Annotated in this window: 13 protein-coding genes; 7 read left to right on the top strand and 6 right to left on the bottom strand. The window is 72.2% G+C overall.

Annotated features, from left to right (window positions below):
- Position 1 precedes the first annotated feature (1 nt).
- The gene (locus VGD70_RS06035) at positions 2 to 1318 is read right to left on the bottom strand and encodes a GDSL-type esterase/lipase family protein (RefSeq protein ID WP_331078957.1); all 1317 of its coding nucleotides are present in this window, start codon (positions 1316 to 1318) and stop codon (positions 2 to 4) included.
- Positions 1319 to 1679: 361 nt separating this feature from the next.
- On the opposite strand from VGD70_RS06035, the gene VGD70_RS06030 reads away from it, so the two are divergent.
- Both VGD70_RS06030 and VGD70_RS06025 read left to right on the top strand, forming a co-directional pair.
- Complete coding sequence (locus tag VGD70_RS06030) at positions 1680 to 3251, top strand: AMP-binding protein (RefSeq protein ID WP_331078955.1); 1572 nt, start codon at positions 1680 to 1682, stop codon at positions 3249 to 3251.
- A gap of 2 nt (positions 3252 to 3253) precedes the next feature.
- On the top strand, positions 3254 to 4495 hold the full coding sequence (locus tag VGD70_RS06025; protein WP_331078953.1) for an MFS transporter: 1242 nt from the start codon (positions 3254 to 3256) through the stop codon (positions 4493 to 4495).
- On the opposite strand, the gene VGD70_RS06020 is transcribed toward VGD70_RS06025, so the two are convergent.
- Positions 4489 to 5076 carry a TIGR03086 family metal-binding protein gene (locus VGD70_RS06020; protein ID WP_331078951.1) on the bottom strand — a complete coding sequence of 196 codons (588 nt, stop codon included), beginning with the start codon at positions 5074 to 5076 and terminating at the stop codon, positions 4489 to 4491. The two genes, VGD70_RS06025 and VGD70_RS06020, sit on opposite strands and share 7 nt — an antisense overlap.
- Positions 5077 to 5134: 58 nt before the next feature.
- Between VGD70_RS06020 and VGD70_RS06015 the strand changes: the two genes are divergently transcribed.
- A complete protein-coding gene (locus VGD70_RS06015; protein WP_331078949.1) occupies positions 5135 to 5851 on the top strand; it encodes an SGNH/GDSL hydrolase family protein in 717 nt (238 codons plus the stop codon).
- A 181-nt stretch (positions 5852 to 6032) separates the two neighbouring features.
- Here VGD70_RS06015 and VGD70_RS06010 read toward each other — a convergent pair whose 3' ends face one another.
- Both VGD70_RS06010 and VGD70_RS06005 read right to left on the bottom strand, forming a co-directional pair.
- Entirely contained in the window at positions 6033 to 7379 is a 1347-nt protein-coding gene (locus tag VGD70_RS06010; protein ID WP_331078947.1) for a hypothetical protein, read from the bottom strand.
- A gap of 228 nt (positions 7380 to 7607) precedes the next feature.
- Positions 7608 to 8441, bottom strand: a complete 834-nt coding sequence (locus tag VGD70_RS06005; protein ID WP_331078945.1) for a crotonase/enoyl-CoA hydratase family protein — start codon at positions 8439 to 8441, stop codon at positions 7608 to 7610.
- Positions 8442 to 8621: 180 nt separating this feature from the next.
- Between VGD70_RS06005 and VGD70_RS06000 the strand changes: the two genes are divergently transcribed.
- The 3 genes from VGD70_RS06000 to VGD70_RS05990 all read left to right on the top strand — a co-directional run bounded on the left by VGD70_RS06000 (position 8622) and on the right by VGD70_RS05990 (position 10992).
- The gene (locus VGD70_RS06000) at positions 8622 to 8792 is read left to right on the top strand and encodes a hypothetical protein (protein WP_331078943.1); all 171 of its coding nucleotides are present in this window, start codon (positions 8622 to 8624) and stop codon (positions 8790 to 8792) included.
- Positions 8793 to 8879: 87 nt separating this feature from the next.
- Complete coding sequence (locus tag VGD70_RS05995; protein ID WP_331078941.1) at positions 8880 to 10430, top strand: MFS transporter; 1551 nt, start codon at positions 8880 to 8882, stop codon at positions 10428 to 10430.
- Positions 10414 to 10992 (top strand): TetR family transcriptional regulator, encoded by a 579-nt coding sequence (locus VGD70_RS05990; protein WP_331078939.1) that lies wholly within the window; start codon positions 10414 to 10416, stop codon positions 10990 to 10992. The genes VGD70_RS05995 and VGD70_RS05990 overlap by 17 nt, the downstream gene beginning before the upstream one ends.
- Before the next feature lie 10 nt (positions 10993 to 11002).
- Here VGD70_RS05990 and VGD70_RS05985 read toward each other — a convergent pair whose 3' ends face one another.
- Together VGD70_RS05985 and VGD70_RS05980 are read right to left on the bottom strand one after the other, a co-directional pair.
- Entirely contained in the window at positions 11003 to 11371 is a 369-nt protein-coding gene (locus VGD70_RS05985; protein WP_331078937.1) for a DoxX family protein, read from the bottom strand.
- Positions 11372 to 11439: 68 nt separating this feature from the next.
- A complete protein-coding gene (locus tag VGD70_RS05980) occupies positions 11440 to 13758 on the bottom strand; it encodes a hypothetical protein (protein ID WP_331078935.1) in 2319 nt (772 codons plus the stop codon).
- A gap of 48 nt (positions 13759 to 13806) precedes the next feature.
- Here VGD70_RS05980 and VGD70_RS05975 point away from each other — a divergent pair.
- On the top strand, positions 13807 to 15488 hold a 1682-nt coding region (locus VGD70_RS05975; protein WP_331078933.1), incomplete at its 3' end, for a bifunctional serine/threonine-protein kinase/glutamate ABC transporter substrate-binding protein.

Raw genomic sequence — 15488 nt, 5'->3', positions numbered from 1 at the left:
GCTAGCGAACGATCAGGTCCAGCGGGATGGCGTCGGCCATCGCCTTGGAGCCCAGGTCGTTCGGGTGGATGTGGTCGCCGCCGTCGAACTCCGGCCGCAGCTTGCTCGGCGCGGCGGGGTCGCGAACGGCCTTGTCGAAGTCGACGACCGCGTCGAACTCGTCGCGGTGCTCACGCAGGTAGGAGTTGACCGCCTGGCGGGTGGCCTCCTTCTCGGGGGTCCACACCAGCGCCGAGCCGCCGTTGAGGCCCTCGAACGGGCCGAGCGTGCCGACCAGCACGGTGTACCCGCGCTGCTTGATCTGCTGGTTGAGCTGGCGGATCGCGGCGATGATCGTGTCCGGCGAGTCGTTGTTCATCCAGATGTCGTTGATGCCGAGGTCCATGATCACCGCGTGCGCGGAGGTCTCCGAGAACACGTCCTCGTTCAGCCGGGCGAACGCGTTCTCGCCGAGCTCCGGGAACCCCGTGAAGCCGCCGTCACCTGGCTCGATACCTTCGTGGGTCAGCCGCGCCCCACCACGGCTGATGTTCAGCACGCCGGGCACGTCGTCCGGGCGGACGCGGCGCTGCAGCCGGTCGGAGAGCTGGTCGGGCCAGCGCATGTTGGCGTTGAACGTCGTGCCGTGCCCGTCGGCGAGCGAGTCGGCGAAGACGATCACCGAGCCGGCCGCGTCCTTGCGCAGCACGTCCACACCGGACAGGAAGAACCAGCAGCACGTCCGCACGGTCGTGTAGCCCTCACCACCGGGCACGCTCGCGAGGTCGCCCACGCCGACGTAGTTGTTCTGCCGGGTCGTCGAGTGGAACGTGGTCAGCCCGGTCGGGGTCGGGAAGTAGACGCTGACGACCAGGTCCTGGTCGTTGGCGACGCGCAGGTCGACGGGGTCGCTGAGCAGCTCGGCGCCCTTCGGCAGCACGAACGAGGACGAGCCGCCGAAGGTCAGCTCCTGCAGGGTCGAGGCGTCGATGTCCGACAGGGCCGGGGTCGTGGTGTCGGGCATGGCGACGGTGGCGTGTCCCACCGTGAACGCCTTCTCGCCGTGGAGGTTGGTGAGCCGGATCCGGACCTTCGAGCCACCGACCGAGCCGTGCACGATCATCCGCACGCTCTGGTTGCTCAGGCCGTTGAAGGTCGAGCCGGAGTTGTTGCCCCGGGTGACGGCCGCGGCCCAGGTGCCGACCCACTCCGGGGACGAGTCGCGCCCGCCGCTCCCTTGCTCGGCCGTCGCACCGGAGCTCGCGACCACTACGGTCGAGGCGACCGCGGCCAGCAGCCCCGTGGCGATCAGCGACCGCCATTTCTTCGGGTAGTTCATTCGGTGGAACCTCCAGGAAACGACAGAGCACGAGTGCGGCCCCGGCCACGAGTTGGTGGGCTCGGAACCTAGCTCTCCGCCGATTCGACGTCAATCATGCTTGCGAATAGACGTCGATTGTTCGTATGACCAGACCAACCATTTATGCCCATCCGTACCACATGGGAACCCAGCGCGATTTCTCGATCGCTTGCAGCTACCTTCGCGACCCGTTCGGCGGCACCCCCGCTGAGGTCTGCTTTCCCGAACCATACTGGGCAAATCGCCCCTGGCCCCGACCCAGGACGGGAGGTAGTCTGCTCGACGGAATCGGCGGACCAGGCACAATGCGTTATTTGGCGAATGGACTAGCGGAGTGGGCATGGATATTGCGGCCGGCCGGGCGCAGACGTATGTGACGCGGGCACTGGAGCTGTTCGATAATTTCGCTGACCGAGAGGGACTCGTCGGTACGGAACGGCGTCTTTCGTATAACGAACTGCACAGCCTGGTGGTCCAAATGGCTGCCACGCTGCGTGCGTTCGGAGTCAGGCCGGGCGCGAACGTTCTGATAATGGTCGCCAACCCGCTCGAAGGGCCCATTCTCCAGCTCGCCGTCCACCTGCTCGGCTGCCGCTCGTTCTGGGTCGCGCCGGTCACCGCGCGCCGCGAGATCCGCGAGTACGTCCGGCTCTCCGGCGCGGACGCCTTCGTCTACGACGCCCGCACCCAGGGCGAGCTCGGCGCGGAGCTCAGCGCCGAGCTGGGCGCGGTGCCCGTGTTCTGCCTCGGGTCCGGCGGGGTGGGCCCCGACCTGCTGACCGCGCCGGTGCCCGCCGGCGTCGACCTCGACAACGAGGGCCACGAGCCCGAGGCGGTGTTCCAGACCAGCGGCACCACCGGCACGCCCAAGCTCGTCCACCTCCCCCACACGTTCTTCCAGCAGGTGCTCGCGATCGCCGAGCAGCAGTTCACCGCCGCCGGCGCACCCCTGCTGCGGCACCTGTCCAGCTCGCCGATGTGGTTGGTCAGCGGGCAGATCACCGCGTTCGTCAACCTGTTCACCGGCGGCGTGCTGTTCCTCGAGGACGCCTGGACGGCCGGCAGGTTCCTGGCCACCGTCGAGCGCGAGCGGATCAACTCGACGTTCATGTCCCCGCCGATGCTCTACGAGGTGCTCGACCACCCCGCCGCCGCGACCACCGACCTGAGCAGCATGTTCATGTTCAACATCGGCGCCGGCCCGGCCGCCCCCAGCCGGCTGCGCCAGGCGGTCGCGCGATGGGGCCCGGTGCTGCGCATCGTCTACGGGCTGTCCGAGTCGGTGGTGACCACCGCGCTCCCCGGCCTCACCGAGGACCCCGAGCACCCGGAGCGGCTGCGCTCGGCCGGCACCCCCTACGGCGACGTGCGCCTGGAGATCCGCGACGAGGACGGCAAGCCCGTCGGCACCGGCGAGAACGGCGAGATCTGGATCTCCAGCAGGCTCAACTTCGCCGGCTACTGGGGCCAGCCCGAGCTCACCGCCGAGACGCTGGTGGACGGCTGGGTGCGCACGCGCGACGTCGGGCACCTCGACGAGCACGGCTTCCTGTACATAGTGGACCGTACGACCGACATGATCATCACCCACCGGCGGTCGTGGAACATCTACTGCCGGCCGATCGAGGACGTCCTCGCCGCGCACCCGCAGGTGCGCGCGGCCGCGGTGATCGGCGTACCCGACCCGGTGGTCGGCGAGGTCGTGCACGCCTACGTCGTGCCGGTGCGGGACGCCACGGTCACCGGCGAGGAGCTGTCGGCCATGGTGGGCGCGGAGCTCAACGACATGTGGCAGCCGCGCGGCGTCGACTTCCTCGACGCGCTGCCGCTGACCCGGGCGAACAAGGTGGACAAGAAGGCGCTGCGCGTGCGGTACGCCGCCGCACACCCCGCCGTCGAGATCGGCGGTTAAGGGTGGGCCCGCGCGGGCGGTTCGTCGCGCTGTTCGTCGCCGACGTCGTCTCGGTGCTCGGCACCCGGGTCTCGATGCTCGCGATCCCCTGGCTGGTGCTGGTCACCACCGGCAGCCCGGCCAAGATGGGTCTGGTCGCGGGTGCGGAGATGCTGCCCTACGTCGTCTCCGGCGTGCTGGCCGCACCGCTCGCCGACCGGTTCGGCATCCGCCGCACCACGATCGTGACCGACGCCGGCAGCGCGCTGGCCATGGCCGGCATCGCCGCCGTGCCCACGCTCGGGTTCGGCGCGCTGCTCCTGCTCGTCGCGGTCGCCGGGGCGATGCGCGGGCTCGGCGACCGGGTCAAGCACGTGATGCTGCGGCCGCTGGCCGAGGAGGCCGGGATCAAGGTCATCCGGGTGACCGCGGCCTACGAGGGCTTCTCGCGCACGGCGATGCTGGTCGGCAGCGCGGTCGGCGGCCTGTTCATCGCCTGGTTCGGCCCGCTGGGCGCGATCTGGGTGGACGCGGCGTCGTTCGCGTTGTGCGCCTTGGTGGTCGCCACCCTGGTGCGGCTGCCGGCGGAGGCGATCCCCAAGCAGGCACCGGAGACCCGGGAGTCCTATGTGGTCGCGCTGCGCGGCGGGTTCCGGATCCTGTGGAACGACTCGCTGCTGCCCAGCATGATCGTGATGCTGTTCGCGCTCAACATGTTCAACCAGGCGAGCATCGCGGTGTTCATCCCGGTCTGGGTGGAGGAGGTCGTGCACACGCCGGAGGCGCTGGGCCTGCTGCTGGGCACGTTCGCCGCGGGCGCGGTGCTCGGCAGCATCGTGTTCACCGCGATCGCACCGAAGCTGCCGATGTACCAGACGTTCATGCTCGGCGCGCTGCTCGCCGGCGCGCCCCGGCTGCTGATCCTCGGGCTCACCCACGAGCTGGCGCTGGTGTGCACGGTCGCGTTCCTCTCCGGGCTCGCGATGTCCGCGGTCAACCCGGTGATCGGCGCGATGCTCTACGAGCGGGTGCCGCCCGAGCTGCAGACCCGGGCGTTCGGCGTCTGCACGGCCATCACGTTCACCGGCATCCCGATCGGCGGCGTGCTGGGCGGCCTGGCGGTCGCCGGTTTCGGCCTCAACACCGCCATCCTCGTCGCCGGGACGCTGTGCCTGGTCGCGACCGCGGCGCCGTGGCTGTGGTCGCGGTCGCGCCGACCCGCCGCGGCACCGAAGCCGGCGGCGATCGTCGGCGAGGCTCAGTGACGCCGTCTCCAGGACGGCGACCGGCCGAGGAAGCCGAGCATCCGGTCCGCGGCCGGGGCGTCCGCGGGCACGTCGACCCGGTAGCCGAACGCGGCCTCCGGCCCCCAGATCGCGGGCGAGTCCCGCGGCCAGCCCGCGCCGATCCGCAGCACGGCCAGGCAGGACTCCTCCTCGAGCCCGGCGTCGACGCCGATGGAGACGGCGACGTCCCAGCCGTGGGCCAGGTAGTCGATGAAGTGCATGCCCACGGCCTGCTCCGCCGGCACGTCGCCGTAGCCGAGCACCGCGAACGTGCCCGCCAGCGGCTCGACGGACCGGAAGCTGTCGGCGACCCGGGTGGCCGACGCGGCGAACTCGCCGACCGGGTCGACAACGTCCACGCCGTCCCAGATGTCGGCCACCGGGGTGTCGCCGAGGGCCGCCGCGGCGAACCCGTTGTTGTTGCCCACCATGTGGCGCAGCAGGTCCCGCAACGTCCAGCCCGCGCACGGCGTCGGCGCGTCGAGCTGGCCGGGCCGCACCTGCCCGACGATCCCCGTGGTGACCGCCAGCGCGCGGCGGTCGAGTTCCCGCAAGTCCATGAGGGGCACCGTATTCCCGACCTTCGACGGGGTCGGACCTGGGTTATCGTGTTTCACCATGTCCACCTTCGCTGAGTCGCGAGACCCGCACTGCCTGCGCGAGGGCGAGAGCGAGAGACTCCTCGCCGGACACCCGTGGCGCCGGTTCGTGGTGCTCGGCGACAGCGTCGCGGAAGGACTCGCCGAGCCCGTGCCCGGCTACAGCGAGCTGCAGCTCGCCGACCGGATCGCCGCGGAGCTCTCCGCCGCGGGCCCGCGGCTGGAGTACCTCAACCTCGGCCACCGCGGGCTGCGCGCGCGGGAGATCCGCGCGCAGCAGCTCCGGCCGGCCCTGGACTTCCGGCCCGACCTCGCGCTCGTGGTCTGCGGCGGCAACGACGCGTTCCCCGCCACCTACCGGCCCGACGAGGTCGACACCGAGCTGCGGGCGATGATCACCGCGCTGGGGGACGCCGGCGCGAAGGTGATCACCGTCGGCCTCTACAACGTCTCCTACAGTCCCGCCATCGCCGAGTGGCTGCGCCCGGGGCTGCGCAAGCGGATGCAGACGCTGTCCGAGCGCACCGCCGCGGTGGCCGCCGAGCTGGGCACGCTGCACCTGAACCTCACCGCGCACCCCGCGGTCACCGACCCGGGCCTCTACAGCAGCGACGGCCGGCACGGCAACGCCCGCAGCGACGCGATCGCCGTCTGCGAGGCGGTCCGGCTGCTCGGCGCGCACCTGGCCGCTACCCGTGAGCGAGAGCGACGGAGCGTTCGCCGGCTGGACGCGTGAGCGGAGCGACGGAGCGTTCGCCGTCTGGACTGACGAGCGCGCGCAGGCGCGCCAGCGCCGAGCACGCGAGGAGGGAAGACGGCGAGTAGCGGAGGAGCGGAGCGAACCATCAGACACAGGGCACGGGAGGAGGGAGACGGTGAGTAGCGGAGTAGCGAAGCGAACCATGAACAACTGCCCGTCACCCGTCCACCAGCAGTAGTCCGCTGGTCAACGCGCCCTGGCCGAGGTTCACCACTGAACCCGCGACCGAGTCGGGCACCGCGAACCGCAGGTACGCCCCGGCGGGGCGGTGGCCGAACAGGTACGGCGCGACGCAGTAGGGCACGTCGTCCTCCCGGACCTCGCCGGTGTCCATCTCGACGAAGTGCATCGCGAGCCGGTCGGCCAGCACGTACTCCTGCACGATGTGCCCACCCGCCTCGACGGCCGACTCGAGCGCGGCCCGCCAGCGCTGCGCGGTGGCCTCGCGCCCGACCACCACGCCGGAGCCGCCGTAGGTCCCGGTCGGCTTGAGGACGAGGTGGTGCCGGCGGGCGATCGCCCGGTCCATGCCCGCCGCGTCCACCAGCTCCGTGCGCGGCAGGTGGTGCCGCACGACCTCGGCGTCCACTGTGGACAGCTGGTCGACGTCCTGCCACAGCCAGGCGAACGTCGCCTTGTTGCCCAGCAGCCAGGTCGCCGAGGAGGTGAACATCCGCACGGTGCGCCTGCCCAGCGCGGTGACCAGGTTGTCGTAGCCCGCCCCGTGCGGCACCTCCTGGGGGATGAACATCCGCAGGATCGAGTCGAGCACGACGTCCCCGGCGCAGAGCCGGCCGTCCTCGTTCAGCGTCAGCCACTCCAGCGGGTACACCACGACGTCGAGCCCGGCCGCGCGGCCGCGGTCGCGGACCGGCTCGAGGAGCTTGATGAGCGTGTGGCCGTCCTGGGTGTCGGGGTAGTCGCTGCCCATGTGGAACAGCACCACCGACGTCGAACCCTCGGGCAGCGCCAGGAGCTCGCGCATGGCGTCGAACCGGGTGTCCACAGCGGACTCCGGGGCCCGCAGCCGGACCGCGCCGGTGATGCCGTGCTCGCGGTAGGCGGCCAGGAACCGCCGGGCGATGCCGTCGGAGTCGAACGCGCCACCCAGCGCACTGTCCACGTTGCACTCGACGAACTTGGGCACGCCGCCGGAGATCAGCACGTCCGGCCGCACGGCGACGAGCAGGTCCTCGGTGAGCGGCTCGGCCTCGTCGAGGAACTCGATCTGTCCTTCCTGGACACCGAGCAGCTGGCGCAGCTCACCGGCCGTCGAGGCGCGGCGCAGGCACGCGTCGAGGATCAGTCCGGCCAGCCGCTCGGTGAGCCCGGTGATCTCGCCGTACTGCTCGGGCGTCATCACCGGCGGCCGCAGCGGCCGCCACTTCTTGTTCTTCGTGGCGACGCCCTCGTAGATCCCGGCCCACGTCTCCTTCCCGCACTCCACCATCGCCGACCGGACGTCGGCACCCATGGTCTCCCAGGCCCCCGAAACGACGGACATGGCTGGATCCATTGTTCGCTCCGCTCACTGTGCTGAATTGTTCGCTTCGCTTCTCCGCTACTCGCCGTCTTCCTCCGTGCGATGCTCGGCGCTGGCGCGCCTGCGCTTCCTGTGTTGGATGGTTCGCTTCGCTTCTCCGCTACTCGCCGTCTTCCCTCCTCCCGTGCTCGGCGCTGACGCGCCTGCGCGCGCTCGTCAGTCCAGTCGGCGAACGCTCCGTCGCTCCGCTCACTTGCCCTGGAACTTGGGGGCGCGGCGCTCGAGGAACGCCTGGGCGGCCTCGCCGAGGTCCTCGCTGGGCAGGAACGCCGCGTTCCACGCCGCCACGTAGCGCAGGCCCTCCGCGACCTGGTGCTCGCGGTGCTGGTCGAGCACGTCCTTCACACCCTGGACCACCAGTGGCGGGTTCGCGGCGATCTCCGCGGCCAGCTCCCGGGCGGCGGCCAGCACCGCGGCCTGGTCCGGGTAGACGTCGTTGACCAGGCCGATCCGCTCGGCTCTCGCGGCGTCCACGTCCCGGCCGGTGTAGGCGAGCTCGCGCAGGTGGCCCTCGCCGACGATGCCGGCCAGCCGCTGCAGGCTGCCCAGGTCGGCCACGATCGCGACCTTCACCTCGCGGACGCTGAACTTGGCGTCCGCGCTGGCGATCCGGACGTCCGCGGCCGCGATGACGTCGACGCCACCGCCGATGCACCAGCCGGACACCGCCGCGACGACGGGCTTGCGGCACGCCGCGACGGCCGTGACCGCGCGCTGCAGCGTGCGGATCTCGCCGAGGAACGTGGTCCGCGGCGCGGCCAGGGCGTTGCCGCCGAGCAGTTCGGCCCAGGTCGGCATCATCGCCGGCAGGTCCAGGCCGTAGGAGAAGTTGGGGCCGCTGCCGGTGAGGACGACCGCGTGCACCTCCGGGTCGGCGTCGAGCGCGCCGAACACCTGCGGCAGCTCCCGCCAGAAGTCCGGGCCCATCGCGTTGCCCTTGCCGGGGCCGAGCAGCGTCACCTCGGCGACCCGGTCGGCGATGTCCACCTTCAACGAGACCAGGTTGTCCAACTCCGCAGTCATGCGCCCCATCCTCACCCAGTCGATGCCGTGCCGCTCACTCCGGTGTCGGCGTTAGTCCTACGCGCAGTATCTCTTACCAGCACGAAGAGATCGCCCGATCGTGTCGGCGCTGGTTTGGCAGTCTGAACCAGTTCGGGCGTTACCGTCCGTCCGGGGGAAATCTTCACCTAAGGAGGGCGCGTGACACGCGAGAACGTGATGTCGACGCCGATCTTCGACCAGCTGCTGCGCGAGATGGCCCAGCGGGCGGAGCCGCGTGCGCCGACCACGCCGCCTCCGGAAGAGGACCCGGCGCAGCCACCGCCCGACCCGGCCCACGCCGGCGCGAGACGCCGGCACCGCGCCGAGTAGTGGGTCCGACCGACAGCACACTGGCCAACTGAAAACTGACAGCGTACTTTCACTTCGGAGTTCACTACCGAAATGGAGTCAACTGTCATGTCTGCCTCAGGGACACGCAGGTGGTGGGCGCTCGGCGCCCTCACCCTCGTGGTGCTCGCCGTCGCCCTTCCGGCGACCATCCTCAGCGTCGCGCTGCCGACCCTCGCGCCCGCGCTGCACGCCGACGCCGCCGACCTTCAGTGGTTCGTCTCCGCCTACACGCTCGTGCTCGCCGCGGGCGTGCTGCCGGGCGGCCTGCTCGGCGACCGGTTCGGGCGCAAGAAGATGCTGCTCGTCGCCCTCGTCGTCTACGCGGGCGGCTCGGTGCTCGCGGCCACCTCGACCACGGCGGGCATGTTCATCGCCGCGCAGGCGGTGCTGGGGTTCGGTGCCGCGCTCGTCATCCCGCTCGTGCTGTCCGGCATCGCCGTGTTGTTCACCGCGGCGGAGCGGCCGCGCGCGGTCGGCATCTGGGCCGCGGCCAACTTCGTGGCGCTGCCGCTCGGCCCGATCGTCGGCGGCTGGATCCTGTCCAACTACTGGTGGGGCTGGGTCTTCCTGATGAACCTGCCGATCATCGTGCTCGCGATCATCGCGGTGGTCATCCTCCTGCCGGAGTCACGCAGCGAGCAGCCGCCCGCACTCGACCCGGTCGGCGTGGTCACGTCCAGCGTCGGCCTCGGCGTGCTGACGTTCGGCCTCGTCAAGGCCGGGCAGGACGGCTGGGGGTCGGCCGGGGCGCTGACCGGCATGCTCGGCGGCGCGGCGCTGCTCGTCGTCTTCGCGCTCTGGGAGCGTGCCCTGGACCACCGCTCCCCCGGCCGCACGCTGGTCGACCTGTCGCTGTTCGGCTCGGCCCGGTTCACCTGGGGCACGATCATCGCCGGCCTCGGCATCTTCGCGTTCTTCGGGCTGCTGTTCGCCACCCCGCAGTACTTCCAGGCCGTGCTGGGCACCGACGCGATCGGCAGCGGGATCCGGCTGCTGCCGCTGCTCGGCGGCATGATGGTCGGCGCCGGCCTGGCCGACCGGGTGGCCGACCGGATCGGCGCCAAGATCACCGTCGCCACCGGGTTCGTGGTCCTCGGCGCCGCGCTCGTGCTCGCCACCGCGACGACCGCCACCAGCGGGTACGGGCTGGCCGCGACCTGGACGGCGATCGGCGGGGCCGGCGCCGGGCTGGCGCTCGCCACCGCGTCGTCGGCCGCGCTGGCCGCGATCTCCGCCGAGCGGGCCGGCGTCGCCTCGGCGCTCATGCAGGCGGTGCAGAAGCTCGGCACCCCACTGGCCGCCGCGATCCTGGGCAGCGTGCTGAACTCGGGTTACGCCAGCCGGCTCGACGTCACCGGGCTGCCGGCCGGGACCGCGAGCGCGGTGCGGGACAGCGTGTACGCGGGCGTCGAGGTCGCCGGCCGGCTCGGGTCGCCGGAGCTGCTGCTGGGCGTGCGGACCGCGTTCGTCGACGGGCTCGACCAGCTGCTGTGGGCCTCGGCCGGGGTGGCCGCGCTCGGCGTGCTGCTGACCGTGGCGTTCCTGCCGGCGCGAGCGCCCCGGGTCGCCGCCGTGGCCGCGGAACACGCAGAATCGACTCATGAGTGGACTTCGTGAGCTGAAGAAGGCGCGGACGAAGGTCGCCATCCAGGAGCACGCGGTCCGCCTGTTCCGCGCGCAGGGCTTCGCGGCCACCACCGTCGAGCAGGTCGCGGAGGCGGCCGAGGTCTCGCCCAGCACGGTGTTCCGCTACTTCCCCACCAAGGAGGACCTGGTCACCACCGACCTGGTCGACCCGGTGATCTTCGCGGCGTTCGAGGAGCAGCCGGCCGAGCTGAGCGTCATCCAGGCCTGGCGCGGCGCGTTGCACGGCGCGTTCGCGAAGCTCACCGCGGCGGAGGTGGACACCGAGCGCGGGCGTGGCGTGCTGGCACTGTCGGTGCCGGAGCTGTGGGCGGCCTCGCTCGGCAACGTCACCCAGGGGCTCGAGACGATGATCGAGCTGAGCGCCCGGCGGGTCGGTCGCGAACCGTCCGACCCCGCCGTGCGCCACACGGTCGGTGCTCTCTTCGGCGTGCTGCTGGTCGCCGCGTTCGACTGGGTCAAGAACCCGGAGCTGGACATCCTCGAGCGGATCGACGCGGCTCTCGAGCGCCTCGAGACAGGGCTGGCGCTGTAGGCGCGCCCGCTCAGAGGTCGGCGAACCGGCCCACCGAGACGAACACGCACACCGCGAGGATCGCCATGTTGACCAGCACGGTGCGCGGCTCGCGCAGTCGTGAGTGGACGGTCGCGGCCAGGACCATGATCACGCCCAGCCCGGTCGCCGCGACCGGGGTGAGCACCCGGGCGATCCCGGTGGCCCACGGCAGGATCAGCCCGGCGACGGCGAACAGCTCGGAGATGCCGGCCGTGCGCATGAACCGCAGCGGGACGATCTTGGCCGAGGTCTGGCCGGTCTCGGCCATCCGCTCCAGCGACTGGGTGGACTTCAGCGAGCCCGACACCGCGAAGAGCAGCGCCAGCGCGACCTGAGCCGCCCACAGGATGATGTTCATCGGAGTTCCCCGTTCTCTTACGTTGGTGATGTGAGGACGGGGCCAGGCGGCGGTTCGTGACAGCCGGGTCAGGTCATCGCGTACCTGGTTGCCACGGTCGCGTTGCGCCCGGCCGCGAGGCCGATCACCGTGGCGAGGGCGCCGAGCGCGCCGAGGAGCTGGCCGAGTAGCTGGGCGTCCTCGACGGCCCGGGTGGTGAGCGCGAAGAGCAGCCCGAGCTGGACGGCGACCAGCAGCGTCAGCGCGACCGCGGCGGCGAGCGGCGGGGAGGGCCTTGGCGCCAGGGAGCCGGCCAGGGCGAGCGCGATCAGCACCATGACGAGGATGGAGATGATCAGTGGGGTGGAGGGCTCGCGGAGGGCGGCGCTGGTGTTGGCCCAGTCGGTCGGGGTGAGCGGGCTGAGCGAGAGCTGCATGAGGTAGCCGGCGGGCAGGCCTTGCGCGGTGGTGCCGCCGAGGAGCTGCCCGACGAGAACCTTGAGCGGCACGAAGGCTCCGGCGGCGAGCACGACGGCGCCGACGGCCTGCCCGATGGCGAGGTGTCCCCGGAGGACCGCGACGATCGCGCCGAGCCCGAGCAGGACCAGCGGCAGCACGACGACCGCGACCGGAGCCAGCGCGGTGTCGAAGGGTGGGGTGCCGGCGTAGAGGTAGTCGGCGTTGAACAGCATCGAGCCGACACAGGTGGCGAGCCCGCCGGCGAGCGCGTAGGCCGCCGCGGCGAACACGCCGGGCCGGCGGTGCGCGCGGGTGAGGAACCAGCCGAGCAAGGCGGCGCTGCCGAGGGTCAGCACCCCGGCGACGACCCGTGCGGCCATTGCGGCGCTCGGGCCGCCCCCGAGCAACGCGGGCCACGGCGGCACGAGCCCGAGCCCGAGCAACGCGATGACGGCCGCCGCCGCGCCCGGGGTGCCGGGCAACCAGGAGGCCAACGCCCCAACCCCGACCAACACCAGCAGGGCGGCGACCCCTTGCGGCCCGGCCCCCCACCCGAAAAGTGGCATCCCGGCGACCAGGAACGCGACGGCGGCCCCCGCGACGACGACCGCGAGGGAGGCGACGGTGAGCGCCCCGTCCGGCGCCCCGACGGTGGCCGCCACGGCGGCGGAATCGGCGGCCGGATCGGCCTCGGCATCCACGGCGGCGGCCGCCGGATCGGAGGCGCCAGCGGCGCGCGGCACTGCCGAATCGACGGCGCCGCCGACTCCTGCCCCGCCACCGGCGGGGTCGGCGGCCTCGCCGGTACCCGCTTCCCCAGCGGCGGGAGATGCGGGGTCGCCGGCTCCGGCCTCGGTGTCCGCGGTGCCGGTCGGATCGGCGGTCTCGCTCCCCGGGTCGATCCCGGTTGTCGTGCCGGGGGCGGCTCCTCGAGGTGCGGGGCTCGGGGTGGGAGCTTCGGCGTCCGGCGACTCGGGTGCGGGTGGGCGCAGCGCCGCTGGGATCCTGACCAGGGCTTGGCGGACGGCTCGCACGCGGATCGCCAGCAGGGCCACCACCGCAGCCAGCGCCGGGACCGCGGTCACCGCCACCACGACCTCCGTCGGCCAGGCGCCCGTCGGGTCCAGCACCGCTGACATCATCACCGGTGGCATCACGAACACCGACGCCGCGAGGAAACCGCCGGCGAGGTCGTGCCGCAGCACCGCCATGATCACCAGCACCGACGCCACCAGCAGCGCACCCCCCGCCACCACACCCAGCGCCACTCCGGACAGCTCGCCGCCCGTGACCTGTGGCGCCCTGCCGGCCGTCTGGGTGGCGCCCAGCGAGCCGAACGGTGACGCGCCCGCGCCGAACGCGAACGACGTCGCCATCGCCGCCGCGGCCGAGGCCAGGTCACCCGGCGCGGAGCGCACCGGCGAGCGCACGACGACGACGGCCAGCACCACCGCGACCGCGAGCATCGTCGCCGACACCTGGCCCGCGCCCACCCCGGCCTCGAACAGCAGCAGCACGGCCACCATCGGCAGGACCGCGCCCGCGCCGGCGGTCCACGCACGCATCCCGGTCGCCGCCACCGCGAGCAGGGCCAGCGCCGGCACGCCGTACATCAGCAAGATCACCGCGATCGTCGACGGCGGCCCGGTGGCGGACAGCGTCATCGTCAGCAGCGCGAGCCCGCCCAGATAGGCGCCGAGCACCCCGAACGACGTGCCGATGCCACGCAGCACCGGCCGGCCGAGCGCCGCCCCCGCCGGTCCGTGCGCGAGCCGCGTCACCCACCAGCCAGCCAGCACGAGCACGACGGCGAGCAGCACCCGCGGCCAGTCGGCGGTCAGCACCGAGGACACGGCGACCGCGCCCGCCCCGGCGAGCAGCGCGGCGAGCACCACCACCACGGCTGCGACGGGAGCGAGCGGGCGGTCGACCTCGGGGTGCCAGATCATGGTGGTATTTCTAGACGAAAGCACCCGGGAAGTGGGTATCTTTCGGCCATGCCGCAACCCGAGGACCGGCTCGTCGCCGGCCGCTACCGCCTGCTCGGGCAACTCGGCCGGGGCGGCATGGGCGTGGTGTGGCGGGCCACCGACGAGCTCCTCGAACGCGCGGTGGCGCTCAAGGAGGTCCAGCTCACCGAGTCCGACCCCGGCTACCAGCGCACCCTCCGCGAGGCCCGCGCGGCGGCGCGGCTGAGCCATCCCGGCATCGTGACCGTGCACGACGTCGTCGTCGACGCCGGGAAGCCGTGGATCGTGATGGAGCTGGTGGGCGGCCGCTCGCTCGCGGACGTCGTCGGGCGGGACGGGCCGCTGCCCGCGGACCGGGTCGCGGAGCTCGCCCGCCGCCTGCTCGCGGCGCTCGGCACGGCACACGAGCGCGGCATCCTGCATCGCGACGTCAAGCCGGCCAACGTGTTGCTCGACGGCGACCGGGTGGTGCTCACGGACTTCGGCATCGCGTCGGTCGAGGGCGGCACGGCGATCACCGCCACGAACCAGCTGATCGGCTCGCCGCAGTACCTTTCACCCGAGCGGGTGAACGGCCACGCGGCGGCGGCGCCCAGTGACCTGTGGGCGCTCGGCGTCACGCTGTACTACGCGCTCACCGGGACGTCGCCGTTCCAGCGTGGTGACACCCAGGCCGTCCTCGCCGCCGTGCTCACGCAGGAGCCGCCGCCGGTCCCGAGTCCACTGTGGACACTCCTGGCCGGCCTGCTGCGCAAGAACCCGGCCGAGCGTCTGACGATCGCCGGCGCGGCGGCGGTGCTCACCCCGCCGCCACCGCAGCCGCCACCGGTTCGGAACCGCCGTGCGCCGGCGTTCGTGGCGCTCGGGCTCGTCGTGCTGCTCGCCGTCGCCGTGGTCGGGTGGACGTCCGGACCGAACCGGGTCCCCGGCAACGCGACCGCCGCCGCGCGCGCCGCGGGCGAGACGCGGCCGTCCGTTCCCGGCTCACCCACCTTCGAGCGGATGACCGCCCGCGGCACTGTGGTGATTGGCGTCCGCGACGACCAGCCGGGTCTCGGCGAGCGCATGCAGGACGGGTCGTTCCGTGGTTTCGACATCGAGATCGCCACGCAGCTCGCGGCCGGCCTCGGCTTCGGCCCGGAGCAGATCACGTTCATGCCGGTCGAGTCGGGTGAGCGGGAGGACCGGCTCACGAGCGGCGCTGTCGACCTGGTCGTCGGCAGCTATGTGATCACCGACAAGCGCAAGGAGTCGGTCGGCTTTGCCGGGCCGTACCTGACGGGTGGGCAGGACGTGCTGGTGCGGACGGGTTTCGCCGAGATCACCGGGCGGGACACGTTGCGGGGGCACAAGGTGTGCTCGGTCCTGGGCTCGTCGTCGGCGCAGGTGCTCCGGACCGAGGCGCTTGTGGAGCCGGAAAATATCGTCGAGCTGCCGGACTACGCGGAGTGCGTCAACGCCCTGCTGGCCACGAGAGTGGACGCGGTCACGACTGACGACGCCCTGCTGAAGGGCTTCGCGTCGACCGACCCGGGCCGGCTGCACGTGGTCGGCGAGCCATGGCACCCGTTCGCCTACGGCATAGGCCTCCCCCACGACGACAAACCGCTGCGCGACAAGCTCAACGACCTACTGCAGGCAGCCATCGACGACGGCACCTGGCAGGAGGTCTACGACCGCACACTGGGCCGCTCCGGCACACCCGCCCG

Source organism: Actinophytocola sp. (assembly GCF_036402745.1).
In the GTDB taxonomy this organism is placed as follows: domain Bacteria; phylum Actinomycetota; class Actinomycetes; order Mycobacteriales; family Pseudonocardiaceae; genus Actinophytocola.
The sequence above is the reverse complement of the archived record's forward strand: the minus strand, read 5'-3'. Positions and strand labels throughout refer to the sequence as shown.

Excerpts from the sequence above, each read along its gene's own strand:
- VGD70_RS06035 (WP_331078957.1), bottom strand. The coding sequence starts at position 1,318 with ATGAACTACCCGAAGAAATGGCGGTCGCTGATCGCCACGGGGCTGCTG.
- VGD70_RS06030 (WP_331078955.1), top strand. The coding sequence starts at position 1,680 with ATGGATATTGCGGCCGGCCGGGCGCAGACGTATGTGACGCGGGCACTG.
- VGD70_RS06020 (WP_331078951.1), bottom strand. The coding sequence starts at position 5,076 with ATGGACTTGCGGGAACTCGACCGCCGCGCGCTGGCGGTCACCACGGGG.
- VGD70_RS06015 (WP_331078949.1), top strand. The coding sequence starts at position 5,135 with ATGTCCACCTTCGCTGAGTCGCGAGACCCGCACTGCCTGCGCGAGGGC.
- VGD70_RS06010 (WP_331078947.1), bottom strand. The coding sequence starts at position 7,379 with ATGTCCGTCGTTTCGGGGGCCTGGGAGACCATGGGTGCCGACGTCCGG.
- VGD70_RS06005 (WP_331078945.1), bottom strand. The coding sequence starts at position 8,441 with ATGACTGCGGAGTTGGACAACCTGGTCTCGTTGAAGGTGGACATCGCC.
- VGD70_RS05995 (WP_331078941.1), top strand. The coding sequence starts at position 8,880 with ATGTCTGCCTCAGGGACACGCAGGTGGTGGGCGCTCGGCGCCCTCACC.
- VGD70_RS05990 (WP_331078939.1), top strand. The coding sequence starts at position 10,414 with ATGAGTGGACTTCGTGAGCTGAAGAAGGCGCGGACGAAGGTCGCCATC.
- VGD70_RS05985 (WP_331078937.1), bottom strand. The coding sequence starts at position 11,371 with ATGAACATCATCCTGTGGGCGGCTCAGGTCGCGCTGGCGCTGCTCTTC.
- VGD70_RS05980 (WP_331078935.1), bottom strand. The coding sequence starts at position 13,758 with ATGATCTGGCACCCCGAGGTCGACCGCCCGCTCGCTCCCGTCGCAGCC.